Here is a 13,326-nt window from a genome sequence, read left to right as displayed (position 1 = left end):
GTTACCTGCCTCGTGTGTCGACTACAACAATTCCGGGAGCGTCGATGAGCATCAAACAGAAACTGACCTGGGCATTCGCGGTCATCGCCGGTTTGCCCATCGTGCTGGTGGCCACCCTGGTGGTCCTTAACCTGCGTGGCGAAGCCCGCGATGGATTCCTTGACGGCAGCAGCCGGGAAATCCGCCAGGTCAGCAACGCGATGAACATCTTCTTCCAGGGCATCAACCAGAACGTCGAGTACCTGGCCGCGCAACCGATGGTGGCCGCCACAGGCAGCAACCTGAACAAGTTCCTGAGTGCCAACCCGTCCTACGAGCTGGGCGATCAGGACAAGCAAGTGCTGGACTTCTTCACCCGCCTGGCAGATTCGCACCCCAACTATGCCTACGTGTCCTACGGCGTCAATGACGGCGGTTACATCGGCTGGCCAGCCGGGCAGAAGTTCGTCAACTACGACCCACGCACACGGCCGTGGTACCAATTGGCCATGGCCAACCCGGGCAAGACCGTGCGCACCGGCGCCTATTACTGGGCTGCCGATGACGCGGTGCTCATCAGTACCGTGCGCACGGTAGCCAACCAGTTGGGCAACGCCGGCGGTGTGGTCAACATCGACGTTTCGCTCAAAGGCCTGACCGAGATCGTCAAGCAGATCAAGCTGGGCGAGAGCGGCTTCCTGATGCTGGTGGAAAGCAATGGCAACGTGATGGTCGACCCACGCGACGCCAGCCACAACTTCAAGCAACTGGCCAGTTTTGGCGACGGCTATGCCGAGTTGGCCAAGGCCGGCAAGGGCCTGGTCGAAGTCGAGCTCAATGGTGTGCGCTACATGGCCAACGTCTACCCCGACGAGCGCCTGGGCTGGACCTTCATCGGCCTGATCGAGCAAGGCGAAGTGATGCAGACCACTACCCGCCTGACCTGGCTGATCGGCGTGGTCGCCTTGGTCCTGGCCGCCCTGTTCGCCGTGGTCGGCGCCGCCTTCGCCAAACTGATCGTGCGCCCGATCAACAGCGTCACCAACGGGCTGGAAGACATTGCCCAGGGTGAGGGCGACCTGACCCGCAGCCTGGAAATTCGAGGCCGCGACGAAACCGCCCAGCTGGCCAACTGGTTCAACCAGTTCCTCGGTGCCATTCGCAGCCTGATCCAGCATATCGGTGCGGCGGCCAGCAAGATCCTCAGCACCTCGCACAGCTCGACCCAGGTGTCCAGCAACATGGCCGAAGCGGCCGGCCGCCAGCGCGAGGCCGTGGACATGGTGTCCACCGCCTTCCACGAGATGGTTGCCACCGCCAACGAAGTGGCGCGCTCGTGCAGCCAGGCGGCCCAGTCTGCGGACAGCGGCCAGCAACAGGCCCGTGAAGGTCAGCAGCAGATCGATGCGGCGGTCCACAGCGTTGACCGCCTGAGCCAGGAAATCGAGCAGTCGGCGCAGTCGATCCAGCAACTGGAGCGTGACAGCAATGCCATCCAGTCGATCCTCGGCACCATTCGCTCGATTGCCGAGCAGACCAACCTGCTGGCCCTGAACGCCGCCATCGAGGCCGCGCGGGCCGGCGAGCAAGGCCGTGGCTTTGCCGTGGTAGCCGATGAAGTGCGGGCGCTGGCCAAGCGCACGGCCGACTCCACCGCAGAAATCGACGGTTTGCTGGGCAACCTGGCCAACCGCACCTCCGAGGTGGCTGCACAGATGCACGCCAGCCTGGAAGTTTCGCAGCAGTCGGTCAGCCGTATCGGCCTGGCCCGCGACAGTTTCGGGCAGATCCGCGAGTCGGTGGACGTGATCCGTGACATGAACACGCAGATTGCAACCGCAGCCGAGGAACAGCACCAGGTAGCCGAAGATATCAACCGCCACATCAGCCAGATTCATGGGGATGCGCAGTTGGTGGCCGAGTTGGCCCAGGCAGCACGCCAGGATTCGGAAAGCCTGGCCGGGTTGTCCAATGAACTGGACGTACTGGTGCGCAGGTTCCGCACCTGACAAGGCGCCGGTGCAGGCCGCCCCGTACCGGGGCGGCTTCAGCTACACATAGGCCAGCACCGGCAACCCCTGGTCAGAGCCTCAACTCCCCCGGCGTTGCCCCAAACAGCTGCTTGAACGCCGCAATGTACGCGGATGTGGAATCATACCCACAACCCAGCGCCGCCTCGGTCACGCTCTCCCCCGCCTCCAGCAAGGCCAGCGACGACAGCAAGCGCATGCGCTGGCGCCAGTTGCGAAAGCTCAAGCCGGTTTCACGCTGGAACAGGCGCATCAGCGTTTTTTCGGAACACCCCAGTTGCCGCGCCCATTGCTGCAAGGTCTGCGCCTGGTCCGGCGCTGCGATCAAGCCATTGCACAGCGCCAGCAAACCTGGGTGGCGCGGCAACGGCAAGGAAAAGCCGACCTCCGGCAGGGTTCGTAACTGGTCGAGCAGCACCGCCACCAGCCGCGCCTGCGCACTATCGCCCTCAGGGTAATCGGCTGGGTACAGGCAGAACTGCTTGATCAACTCACGCGCCAGCGGCGTCACCTCCAATACCCGACACTGCGGGGCAGCCCAGGGGCAGGCGTCCCGGCGTACATACAGGCTGCGCATTTCGGCCTGCATCGAGGTCACCACCGCATGCTCGGCGTCAGCCGGGATCCACACCCCCCACTGCGGTGGCGCAAAGTAACTGCCTGCGTCGGTGTAAACACCCAGCACGCCGCTGATAGCGTAGGAAAACTGTACCCAGTCGTGCTGGTGGCGTGTGGTCCAGGAACCGGCGCCCAGGCTTTCGGCACGTGCGTACAGTGGCCTGGGCAACTGCTTGAGTTCAGGAATGGGACGGGGCTGTCCGATGATCGGCATGGCGGCTTCTGTTAGTGCTGACCAGACAAGCCTAACAGTTACGGTCGACGCCTGCGGGATATCTGCCACCTGCTTCGCGGGCATGCCTGCCAAACAGACGGCGGTTCTTCACCGCTCGACGATGACCGTGACCCCTTGCCCGCCCGCCGCACAAATGGAAATCAAGCCGCGCCCCTTCCCTGCCGTTGCCAGCAATTTCGCCAGGTTGGCCAGTATTCGCCCGCCGGTCGCGGCAAACGGGTGCCCGGCAGCCAGCGAACTGCCCTTGACGTTGAGCTTGCTGCGGTCGATGGCCCCCAACGGTGCATCCAGCCCCAGCCGCTCACGGCAGTACCCAGCGTCTTCCCAGGCCTTGAGCGTACACAGCACCTGGGCCGCAAAGGCTTCGTGGATTTCGTAGTAGTCAAAGTCCTGCAACGTCAGGCCATTGCGGGCCAGCAAGCGTGGCACTGCATACGCCGGTGCCATCAGCAGCCCCTCGCGGCCAGTGACGAAGTCCACTGCTGCGGTTTCACCATCGACCAGGTAGGCCAGCACCGGTAACCCCTGTTGCGCGGCCCACTCTTCACTGGCCAGCAGCACCAGCGACGCACCATCGGTCAAGGGCGTGGAATTGCCTGCCGTCAACGTACCCTGGCCACTGCGGTCGAAGGCCGGCTTGAGCTTGGCCAACTGCTCCAGTGTCAGGTCCGCGCGCAGGTTGTTGTCGCGCATCAGCGACAGAAATGGTGTCAGCAGGTCATCGTGCCAACCTTCGGCATAGGCAGCCGCCAGCCGCTGGTGGCTGAGCAACGCCAACTCGTCCTGGGCGGCACGGTCAATCTTCCAGGCCTGGGCCATGCGTTCGCAATGCTCGCCCATCGACAACCCGGTGCGCGGCTCGCCGTTGCGTGGCAACTCAGGGCGCAGATGGTGCGGGCGCAACTGCAGAAAAGGCTTGAGCCGTTCGCCCAGGTTTTTGCCACGGTTGGCCTGCAGCAGGATATGACGCAGGCCTTCGTTGACCGCAATCGGCGCATCCGACGTGGTGTCCACGCCACCGGCGATGCCGCTGTCGATCTGCCCCAGCGCAATCTTGTTGGCCACCAGCAGCGCCGCCTCCAGGCCGGTGCCGCAAGCTTGCTGCAGGTCGTAGGCAGGGGTTTGCGGCGAAAGCCGCGAGCCCAGCACACATTCGCGGGTCAGGTTCATGTCGCGCGACTGCTTGAGCACCGCGCCAGCGACCACCTCACCCAAGCGCAGCCCATGCAGGCGATAGCGCTCGATCAGCCCTTCGAGGGCCGCGGTCAGCATCGCCTGGTTGCTGGCGGTGGCGTAGGCCCCATTGGAGCGGGCAAAGGGAATTCGGTTGCCGCCCAAGATCGCGACCCGGCGAAGTGAACGCATATGCCTGTTCCTCCTGAAACAAATTGAACCGTACTGCCTGGGTGTTCTTACCCATGGTCGAACGACCATGCCACAAACTTGGTCCACACTTTCAAGCTTGCCTTTGCGGAGACCTACTCATGAGCGATCGCTACCTCGGTTTTGCCAACTCCAACCTTGGCCGCCGCCTGGTGGATGCCTTGGGCCTGCCACGCCCTGCGCCTCTGGAGCGCTGGCAGGCTGGCCGCCTGCGCCCGGTGGAGGGGGCGCTGGTGTTGGGCGGCGGCCCCCTGGCAGGCCAGGTCGAAGCCTTCGCCGCGCGCCTTACCGATAACGTATACCGTTTCAATGCCGACCACCTGCAGGGCGAGCCTTGGGTCGCTGGCCTGGGGCCGAAAATCAAAGCCGTGGTGTTCGACGCCAGTCACTTGTCCGACAGCGATGAGCTGAAGCAGTTGCGCGAATTTTTCCAGCCGCTGCTGCGCAGCCTGGGCCCGTGCGCCCACGTCGTGCTGCTGGGCCGGCCACCGGAAAGCCTCGACAACCCGCAGGCCAGTATCGCCCAGCGCGCCCTGGAGGGCTTCAGCCGCTCGCTGGCCAAGGAACTGCGCAATGGCGCAACCGCTCAATTGCTGTACGTCGGCCCCGGCGCTGAAGACCAACTGGAAGGTGCCTTGCGCTTCTTCCTCTCGCCCAAGAGCGCGTTCATCTCCGGCCAGGTGCTGCGCCTTGGAGCCTGCGCCAGCCAGGTCGAGGACTGGACCCGCCCGTTGGCTGGCCGCCGTGCACTGGTTACCGGCGCCGCGCGCGGTATCGGTGCGGCCATTGCGCAAACCTTGGCACGTGACGGTGCCGACGTTCTGCTGCTGGATGTGCCACAGGCCAGCCGAGAACTCGATGCGCTCGCTGCCCGGCTTGGCGGCAAGGCCCTGGCGCTGGACATCTGCGCCAGCGATGCCGCCTCACAACTGCTGGCTGCCCTGCCCGACACCATAGACATCGTTGTGCACAATGCTGGCATCACGCGCGACAAGACCCTGGCCAACATGACCCCGGACTATTGGGACGCCGTGCTCGCGGTCAACCTGCAGGCGCCACAGGTGCTGACCCAGGCGCTGTTTGACGGTGGCGCGTTGGGTGAACATGCGCGCATAACCTTGCTAGCCTCGGTCAGCGGCATTGCCGGCAACCGCGGCCAGGCCAACTATGCCGCCAGCAAGGCCGGGCTGATCGGCCTGGCCCAGGCCTGGGCGCCGAGGCTCGCCGAGCGGGGCGCGAGCATCAACGCCGTAGCCCCCGGCTTCATCGAAACCCACATGACCGCAACCATGCCCATGGGCCTGCGCGAAGCCGGGCGACGCTTGAGTTCGCTGGGCCAGGGCGGTCGCCCGCAGGACGTGGCCGAGGCCATTGCCTGGCTCAGCCAGCCGGGCTCGGGGGCGGTCAACGGCCAGGTGCTGCGTGTTTGCGGCCAGGCACTGATGGGGGCCTGACCATGAGCCGACAATGGCACGACCTGCATAGCCCGGCTGCCCGCCCCAGCCTGTACCTGCGTGCCGCCAGCAAGCGCACGATCAGCGGTGAGCACCTGCCCGACGATGGCCTGCGCTGTTTCATCCAGGTTGAGCCGGCCAACCTGGACGCCTATCGGCGGCTTTGCAACTTCCCCGACGATGGCCGCCTGCCGGCTACTTATCCACACGTCATGGCTTTTGCGCTGCAATTGCAGCTGATGACCGCCCGTGACTTTCCCTTCCCGCTGCTGGGGCTGGTGCACCTGCAAAATCGCATCGAAGTGCTGCGGCCACTGGGCGCTATCGAAGGGCTGCGCTTTGCGGTGTATGCGCACAACCTGCAGGCGCATGACAAAGGTGGCACCTTCGACCTGGTCACCGAAGCCGAAGATGGCATCGGCGTGCTCTGGCGTGAAACAAGCCGCATGCTGGTACGTGGGCTGAAGCTGGATGGCCAGGCCGGCGGGCGTGCCGACGACGAACCGCCCTGCTTGCCCGAGGCCACCCGCTGGTATGCCGACAGTGACATCGGTCGGCGTTATGCCAAGGTGTGCGGGGACTACAACCCTATCCACCTGAGTGCGGTGAGTGCACGGTTGTTCGGCTTTCCCACGGCCATTGCCCATGGCATGTGGACAAAGGCCATGGCACTGGCCGCATTGCGCGGGCACCTGCCGCACAGCGGCTATGCCTTTGAGGTGGCTTTCCGCAAGCCGGTCAGGTTGCCCTCCGAAGTGGTGCTCAGTGCCAGCGAGGCGGGGCCTGCAGGGGTGCTGCGGCTGGATGGGCATGGGGGCATACTGCATATGCTCGGCCGCTGGGATCAGCTCTAGAGCTCATTGCCGGGCCCAGGGGCCGCAACGCGGCGGCCCCTTGCTTTGCATCGGGCCAGGGCAGAAGCTATGCAGCATTTGGAGAAACCCGATGAACCTGCAAGAGCTTACCCAACGCCTGCACCAGATCCGTGACAACAACGACTGGCGTGGCTTTCACAGCCCGAAGAACCTGGCCATGGCCGCCAGCGTCGAAATGGCCGAGCTGGTCGAGATTTTCCAGTGGCTGAGCGAAGACGAATCGCGCCAGCTGCCTGCCGACAAATTGGCCCACGCCGGGCAGGAAGTCGGTGACGTGGTGCTCTACCTGCTGCTGTTGTGCAGTGAGCTGGGCCTGGACATGGACCAGGTGGTGCGAGCCAAGCTGGCCGACAGCGAGAGGCGTTTCGCTCGATGAACGACCGTCATTTCGATGAACTGGCCACCCGCTTCGCGGAAAAGATCTACGGCGGCGCCAAGGGCGCGATCCGCCTGGCCGTCTTGCAGGCCGACCTGGCCGAGGCGCTGCCTGATCGCCCGTTGCGTGTTCTGGATATCGGCGCCGGCCTGGGTCACATGGCCTTGTGGCTGGCCGAACGTGGTCACCAGGTGACCCTGGCAGAACCGGCTGCACCCATGCTCGACGGCGCCCGGGCCCGTTTTGCCGAAGCCGGCCAGACGGCCACCTTCGTCCAGGCCCCCTGGCAAGACCTGCTCGGCCAATTGAACGAGCCCTACGACCTGGTGCTGTGCCACGCTGTGCTGGAATGGCTGGCCGAACCCGAGAGCATCCTGCCCGTGCTGCACCAGCTCACCGCCACGGGTGGCTGGTTGTCGCTGGCGTTCTACAACCGCGACGCCCTGGTCTATCGCAACTTGCTCAAAGGCCATTTCCGCAAGCTGCGCAGCAACCGCCTGGAAGGTGAAAAGCAGAGCCTGACGCCACAGAAACCGCTTGATCCACGCGAGCTCAAGGCGCACCTTGAACCCTTGTGGCAGGTGCAAAGTGAAAGCGGTGTGCGGGTGTTCCACGACTACATGCCCAAGGAGTTCCAGGCCAAGGCCGAACTGCTCGACCTGCTGGAGATGGAGCTGGCGTACCGCCGCCACCCTGGGTTCGCCCGGCTCGGGCGCTATCTGCACTGGGTTTGCCGCCCTCGCTGAGCGGCCTGCCGGGAGGAATACATGCCATACCGTCTGTTGTACCTGGCCCTGCTGCCGCTGGCCCTGGCTGGCTGCCAGAGCCCCAATCCGTATGTTGCCAGCAGCCGGCCGTTGCCCCCGGCGCCGGCCCAGGCGGCCGCTATCTTCGATGCCAGCGCCTACCCGGCACCGGCACGGGACTATGGGCGCTACCGCAGCTGGAGCTGGCGTAACGGCCGGTTGCCCAGTGGCTCGGCGGGGGCCGACCCGGCGCCCCTGGCCGATGCCGTTGGTGGTGCCCTCGACCAGCATGGCCTGCGCCCGGCGCGGGGCGGCCCCGGCGACTTGCTGGTAAGCGCCGACATGCGCCTGGAAAGGCGCTTGCGGCAAGTGCGCGATTACGACACCTATGACCCTTACCCCTACGGCAGCGTGGGCTATGGCGGTTACCGCCATGGCTACGGCGGCTATGCCAGCGTGCCAGTGGTGCGGACCTACGAGGTGCAGGTGATGGTGGTGCGCATCGACCTCTACGACGCCCGTACCGGCCAACCGGTATGGAGCGCCAGCGCCGAAAGCGGCAGCGACAAGGACTCGCCACGCGAACGCGAAAACGCCGTGCGCGATGCTGTGCACAAGGCGCTCAGCGGCTATCCTCCCAGTTAATAGCCAACGGAGAACCATCATGTTGCGCCGTCTCGTTCTACTGTCATTCGCGCTGGTATTGTCAGCCTGCTCGAGCACTAACGTTCAGCAGGATTTCGATGCCAGCCGCGACTTTGCCGCCTACCGCAGCTGGGCATGGCAGGAGCCAGGTTTGCAGTACCGCCCGGATGACCCTCGCATCAAGAGCGACCTGACCGAGCAGCGCATTCGTACGGCAGTGGCCGAGCAGCTCGACCAGCGCGGCCTGCGCCCGGTGCAGGGCGGCGCGCGGCCAGACCTGACCGTACGCACCTACCTGATCGTCGAGCAGCGCCAGCAACAGATCACCACCAATTACGGCGGGGGCTGGGGTGGTTATTGGGGCGGGTACTGGGGTGGCCCCATGTACAACGAAACCCGCAGCGTCGATTACAAGGTGGCCACCATTCAGATCGACCTTTTCGATGGCCGTGACGGCAAGCTGGTCTGGCGCGGCAGTGCCGAGCAGATCATGAACAACTACCCACCGGGCCCTGAAGAGCGTAACAGCGCCATTCAGAACACCGTGGCCAAGGTGCTGGGCAATTACCCGCCGGGTAGCCGGAAATAACCTCCAAAAGCAGCCAGGGGCTCAAGCGCAGCCCCCGGTGACAGCTACGACAAAATCCGTTCCGACTACGCCTTTTTCGGTTGCAAGGCCTACTCGTGCGCACGTTCCGGTCTATCTTCAGTCAAGGAAACCTGACTGACCGGGTAGAAGTGTTCAACTTTTAGGAAGGGCGACCTGCCAATGCAAAGCATTGTACTGCTGCTGTGGCTTGCCTTGTGCTCCGAACAGGATGTGCGTCAACGCCAGATCTCCAACCTGCTTACCCTGGGTGTGGCCAGCTGTGCCCTGCTCTGGCTGTTCGCCACTGGCCATAGCTGGATGGGGGCCGATGCCAGCGATGCCGGATGGGCGCTGGCCATCGTCATGCTGTTGACCCTGCCCGGCTATATGTACGGCCACTTCGGCGCCGATGATGTCAAGCTGATGGGCGCCCTGGCCTTGGCCAGCGGCACGCAATACGTGCTTGGCACGTTCATTGGCGCTGGGGTCAGCGTGCTGGTCTGGCTGCTGGCCCGTCGGCGTCTATGGCTGCTGCTCAACCCCAAGATCAAGAAGCGCCTGCAAGCCCTGGCCGAGGAAATGGGCGACAAGCAGGCGTTCGTCCCCTATGTGCTCACCGGCTTTCTGCTGACAGCCGTATGGATCCAATAGCGATGCCTGTGGTCGGACAATGTGTACAGGTTTTGTACAGAATCGCCGTGTGCGACTACTTTTTACATTGCCAGAGCGTCTGGCCCGGGAGCAGGGCCGTATACGAACAGGGAGTTGATCGTGTCCAGACCAGTGAGTGAAGTGAAGGTATTGGTGGTCGACGACCAACCGGTCATTGTCGAGCAGCTATGTGAATACCTTGAAACCGCGGGTTACACCTGCGTACCCGCCTATTCCACCGACGAAGCCATAGAGCGGTATACGTCGGACCCCGCAGTTGGCCTCATCATCTGCGACCTCGAAATGCCCGAACGGGACGGCATCGAGCTGGTGCGCGCCTTGAAGGAGATCGACGGCAGCCAACGCATGTTCGAGGCCATCATGCTGACCGGCCGGGGGGAAAAACAGGACGTGATCCGCGCCCTGCGCGCAGGTTTTGCCGACTATTACCAGAAACCCATGGACCTTGAGGAACTGCTCGAAGGTGTGCGCCAGCAGGAGCAGGCCTTGCTCGAGCGCCAGCGCAACCTCCGCAACCTGGGCGGCTTGAACCAGCGTTTGCAAGACTTGGCCGAGTCTGTGGACGAGCTCTATCAGGAGCTGGAGAAAGCCCGCGGCCAAGGCGCCCACCGGCGTGCCACGGATGGCGAAGAGAGCGAGAGCGAGCTACCCGCAGCGTTCGAGAAACTGTCGCCCCGCCAGTTGGAGGTCGCGCGGCTGGTGAGCAAGGGCAAGACCAATTACCAGATTGCCTGTGAACTGGGGATCACCGAGAACACGGTCAAACTGTACGTGTCGCAGGTGCTGCGGTTGACACATATGCATAACCGTACCCAATTGGCGCTGGCGCTGACGCCCAGCTCATCGCCAGTGCATCAACGCTTCACTACCCACTGAGCGGCGGCCTGTTGTACCCGGGGCGTATTACCGCTCCACATTGCGCTCGGGCACCTACTCACTGACCTGAAACGCCACCCGGGCAGTCTCACCGCTTTCATCCAGGGCGCTGAGTTCGGCCTGGCCAACCTGGGGCAAACGCAGCAGCAGGCTGTCCTGCCCCTGGGTCTCCCCCAGCGGCTGGCCATTGAGGAACCACCAACGCCGGCCGCCGCCTCCCAGGGCCGAAACATGCAACTGCAAAGGCTCGCTGCTGGTGGCCGGCCGCCGCAGATTGTCGCCCGGGCGCACCCCCACGATCGACAGCGGTGGTGCGCTGGCCGGTACCTGTGGCGGGCAGTTTGGGTCGATGGCCGGCAACCGTGCGGCACGCCGCTCCATCCGCGGTAGCCAAGGCTCCAGCGGTGCCGGCCACAGGGCAATATCGCGGGCCGTGGCGCCTGGACAACTCCCATCCACACGCAAGCCATGCGGGTTGACCCACACCGTCTCGCGCAAGCCCAGGCCCAGCGGCTGGTCGGCGGCCTGCAAGGTTGGCGGCGTGGTGCCGTCCAAGGTCCAGGCAAACCGCTGGCGCCGGCAGTTACTGTCCTGCCTGGCCATGGGCTGGCCAAGCGGCCAACAGATCGCGGCCACGCCGACACTGGCGGGCACCGGCAAGACTGGCACGCTGATACCCCGCTGGCTGTCGCGATTGCTCAACAGGTCGTGCACCTGCAACATCAGGGGGGCGGCCGATGCCAGGCCGAACTGCCCGGCTACCGGCGTACCGTCTGGGCGACCGATCCACACACCAATCAAGTAGCGCGGGCCCACGCCAATCGACCAGGCATCGCGAAAGCCATAGCTGGTGCCGGTCTTCCAGGCCAGTTGCGGGCGCTGCACCAGTTCGGCATGCGGGTCGCGGTCGGGGCGTGCCTGGCCGCTGAGAATACGCCGCACGATCCAAGCTGCACCCGGCGACAACAGACGCCGCTCGAGCAGCGGGTCCTGCGGTTGCAGGCGTACCTGCGCGCTATTGCCGCCCCGGGCAAACGCCGCGTAGCCGCCAACCAAGTCTTCCAGGCGGCTGCCGGCGCCGCCCAGGATCAGCGACAGGTTGGGCTCTGCCAAAGGCGGCAGTGCCAGTGGCATACCCGCCATACGCAGTTGCGCGGCAAAGCGCTTGGGGCCGTAGGCTTCCAGCAGCTGCACTGCCGGCAGGTTCAGCGACAGCGCCAACGCCGAGCTGGCCGACACCGGGCCGCTGAAACCCATGGAGAAATTGCCGGGCCGGTAGTCGCCGTAGCGTCGCGGTACATCCTGCAGCAGCGATTCGGAATGGATCAGGCCGTCGTCCAATGCCATGCCGTACAGGAAAGGCTTGAGCGTAGAGCCGGGCGAGCGCAGCGAACGCACCATGTCGACATGGCCAAAGCGGCGCTCGTCGGCCAGGTCGATCGACCCCAGGTAGGCACGCACGGCCATGGTCTGTGCTTCGACCACCAGAATGGCGGCAGAAGTGCGCTCTGGCAGCCGTGCGCGCCAGCCCAGCAGCAAGTCTTCGAGGCGCCGTTGCAAGGCGGCATCGAGCGTGGTGCGGATCAGCGGTGGGCTGTTGGCGCTGTTCAAGCGCCGCGCCAGCAATGGCGCCAGCGCTGGCTCTTGCCGTGGGGCCAGCACCAGCGGTTCTTCGGCCGCTTCACGAATTTGCCGTGCCGGCCACACCTGATACTCCGCCAGGCGCTGCAGTACCTTGTCGCGTGCGCGCTGTGCCCGCTCGGGGTGGCGGTCGGGGCGCAGGCGGCTGGGTGCCTGCGGCAACACCGCCAGCAACGCGGCTTCGGCCGGGGTCAGGTGCCGCGGCGACTTGCCCAGGTAGGCCCAACTGGCTGCGGCCACCCCCTGCAAGGTACCGCCGAACGGCGCGCGGTTCAGGTAGATTTGCAGGATCTCGCGCTTGGACAGGTGCCATTCCAGTTGCAACGTGCGCCACAGCTGGCGCAGTTTGCCAGCCAGGGTGCGGTCGTGCGGGTCGAGCAGGCGGGCCACCTGCATCGACAGCGTGCTGCCGCCCGACACCACTCGCCCACCGCGCAGGTTCAGCCAGGCAGCACGGGCCAGCGCCAGCGGGTTGAACCCGGGGTGGTGATAGAACCAGCGGTCTTCGTAGGTCAACAACGCCTGCAGATACAGCGGTGAAACCTCATCAGGGCTGACCGGGTAACGCCACACGCCATCAGTATCGGCAAACCGCCATAACGGTGTGCCATCCTCGGCCAGCACTACCCGCGCCAGGTCGTCACCCGGCATGGGCAGGGGCAAGATGCGGTCTGCCAGCCACAACAGGCCAGCCAGCAACAGCAGGCCGAGCAGCACGGCGCGCAACAACCTGCCCGCACGGCTGCGTGGCCGCGCTAAGCTTGGCATCGGGAACCGACCTGGCCAGGTAATGGCCAAAGGCTTTGGTACGGCAAACTCGCCGGCTCGTTCATCAGGAAGCAACTATGCATGTAGAAGGTTTTTTCGAGTGGCTGGGCCAGGCACTGGGATCGTTGATTCGCTTCATCGTCGACGCATTGAGCGGGCTGTTCAACCTGCTGGCCAATGCCGGTGGCAATTTCATCGACGGTCTGGCGCGCACCTTGGGCATGGACACCTCGCTGGTCAGCATCCTGGCCCTGATCATCGGCCTGATGCTGCTGTACTCGGCCATCCGCGCATTCATGCGTGCGTCGATCATCCTTGGGATCATCTGGCTGGTGCTGGGGTTGTGGGTAATGAGCTGGGTCATCCACTGAGCCTTCCCGGGGGCCGCCCGGGAAGCCGCACGGCGGTCCGATCGCCAGCAAGCCGGCTGCCACGGTGA

Annotated in this window: 13 protein-coding genes and 1 pseudogene; 11 read left to right on the top strand and 3 right to left on the bottom strand. The window is 64.7% G+C overall.

Annotated elements, in window-relative coordinates; translation table 11 throughout:
• Nucleotides 1–44: 44 nt before the first annotated feature.
• Both B3361_RS24150 and B3361_RS24145 read left to right on the top strand, forming a co-directional pair.
• A pseudogene (locus B3361_RS24150) lies at nucleotides 45–1,130 on the top strand (HAMP domain-containing protein); the annotation flags it as partial.
• A 90-nt stretch (nucleotides 1,131–1,220) separates the two neighbouring features.
• Nucleotides 1,221–1,988: a methyl-accepting chemotaxis protein gene (locus B3361_RS24145; RefSeq protein ID WP_370593767.1), complete on the top strand. Its 768-nt coding sequence runs from the start codon at nucleotides 1,221–1,223 to the stop codon at nucleotides 1,986–1,988.
• 73 nt (nucleotides 1,989–2,061) lie between these two features.
• Here B3361_RS24145 and B3361_RS20105 read toward each other — a convergent pair whose 3' ends face one another.
• Nucleotides 2,062–2,841 (bottom strand): AraC family transcriptional regulator, encoded by a 780-nt coding sequence (locus tag B3361_RS20105; protein WP_009685789.1) that lies wholly within the window; start codon nucleotides 2,839–2,841, stop codon nucleotides 2,062–2,064.
• 108 nt (nucleotides 2,842–2,949) lie between these two features.
• Entirely contained in the window at nucleotides 2,950–4,227 is a 1,278-nt protein-coding gene (locus tag B3361_RS20100; protein ID WP_054904336.1) for an acetyl-CoA C-acetyltransferase, read from the bottom strand.
• A 119-nt stretch (nucleotides 4,228–4,346) separates the two neighbouring features.
• Between B3361_RS20100 and B3361_RS20095 the strand changes: the two genes are divergently transcribed.
• The 8 genes from B3361_RS20095 (at nucleotide 4,347) to B3361_RS20060 (ending at nucleotide 10,478) form a co-directional block, all read left to right on the top strand.
• Nucleotides 4,347–5,699 carry a 3-oxoacyl-ACP reductase gene (locus B3361_RS20095; protein ID WP_054904337.1) on the top strand — a complete coding sequence of 451 codons (1,353 nt, stop codon included), beginning with the start codon at nucleotides 4,347–4,349 and terminating at the stop codon, nucleotides 5,697–5,699.
• Between the two features lie 2 nt (nucleotides 5,700–5,701).
• Entirely contained in the window at nucleotides 5,702–6,553 is an 852-nt protein-coding gene (locus B3361_RS20090) for a MaoC family dehydratase (protein ID WP_054904338.1), read from the top strand.
• Nucleotides 6,554–6,644: 91 nt separating this feature from the next.
• Entirely contained in the window at nucleotides 6,645–6,950 is a 306-nt protein-coding gene (locus B3361_RS20085) for a MazG-like family protein (protein WP_009685784.1), read from the top strand.
• A complete protein-coding gene (locus B3361_RS20080) occupies nucleotides 6,947–7,696 on the top strand; it encodes a methyltransferase domain-containing protein (RefSeq protein WP_054904339.1) in 750 nt (249 codons plus the stop codon). The genes B3361_RS20085 and B3361_RS20080 overlap by 4 nt, the downstream gene beginning before the upstream one ends.
• Nucleotides 7,697–7,717: 21 nt before the next feature.
• Complete coding sequence (locus B3361_RS20075; RefSeq protein ID WP_054904340.1) at nucleotides 7,718–8,341, top strand: DUF4136 domain-containing protein; 624 nt, start codon at nucleotides 7,718–7,720, stop codon at nucleotides 8,339–8,341.
• 19 nt (nucleotides 8,342–8,360) lie between these two features.
• On the top strand, nucleotides 8,361–8,930 hold the full coding sequence (locus tag B3361_RS20070; protein ID WP_054904341.1) for a DUF4136 domain-containing protein: 570 nt from the start codon (nucleotides 8,361–8,363) through the stop codon (nucleotides 8,928–8,930).
• 180 nt (nucleotides 8,931–9,110) lie between these two features.
• Nucleotides 9,111–9,581 (top strand): prepilin peptidase, encoded by a 471-nt coding sequence (locus B3361_RS20065; RefSeq protein ID WP_054904342.1) that lies wholly within the window; start codon nucleotides 9,111–9,113, stop codon nucleotides 9,579–9,581.
• A gap of 120 nt (nucleotides 9,582–9,701) precedes the next feature.
• On the top strand, nucleotides 9,702–10,478 hold the full coding sequence (locus B3361_RS20060; RefSeq protein WP_178126201.1) for a response regulator transcription factor: 777 nt from the start codon (nucleotides 9,702–9,704) through the stop codon (nucleotides 10,476–10,478).
• Between the two features lie 54 nt (nucleotides 10,479–10,532).
• Here the strand turns inward: B3361_RS20060 and pbpC are convergent, their stop codons facing one another.
• Nucleotides 10,533–12,887 carry a peptidoglycan glycosyltransferase PbpC gene (pbpC, locus tag B3361_RS20055; protein ID WP_054904343.1) on the bottom strand — a complete coding sequence of 785 codons (2,355 nt, stop codon included), beginning with the start codon at nucleotides 12,885–12,887 and terminating at the stop codon, nucleotides 10,533–10,535.
• Nucleotides 12,888–12,964: 77 nt separating this feature from the next.
• Here pbpC and B3361_RS20050 point away from each other — a divergent pair, with 77 nt between their 5' ends.
• Complete coding sequence (locus B3361_RS20050; protein WP_009685776.1) at nucleotides 12,965–13,258, top strand: hypothetical protein; 294 nt, start codon at nucleotides 12,965–12,967, stop codon at nucleotides 13,256–13,258.
• Nucleotides 13,259–13,326: the final 68 nt, after the last annotated feature.

The organism is Pseudomonas sp. UBA6699, from assembly GCF_002454615.1.
GTDB classification, from domain to species: domain Bacteria; phylum Pseudomonadota; class Gammaproteobacteria; order Pseudomonadales; family Pseudomonadaceae; genus Aquipseudomonas; species Aquipseudomonas juntendi.
This window is presented reverse-complemented; position numbering and strand designations above follow the sequence as displayed.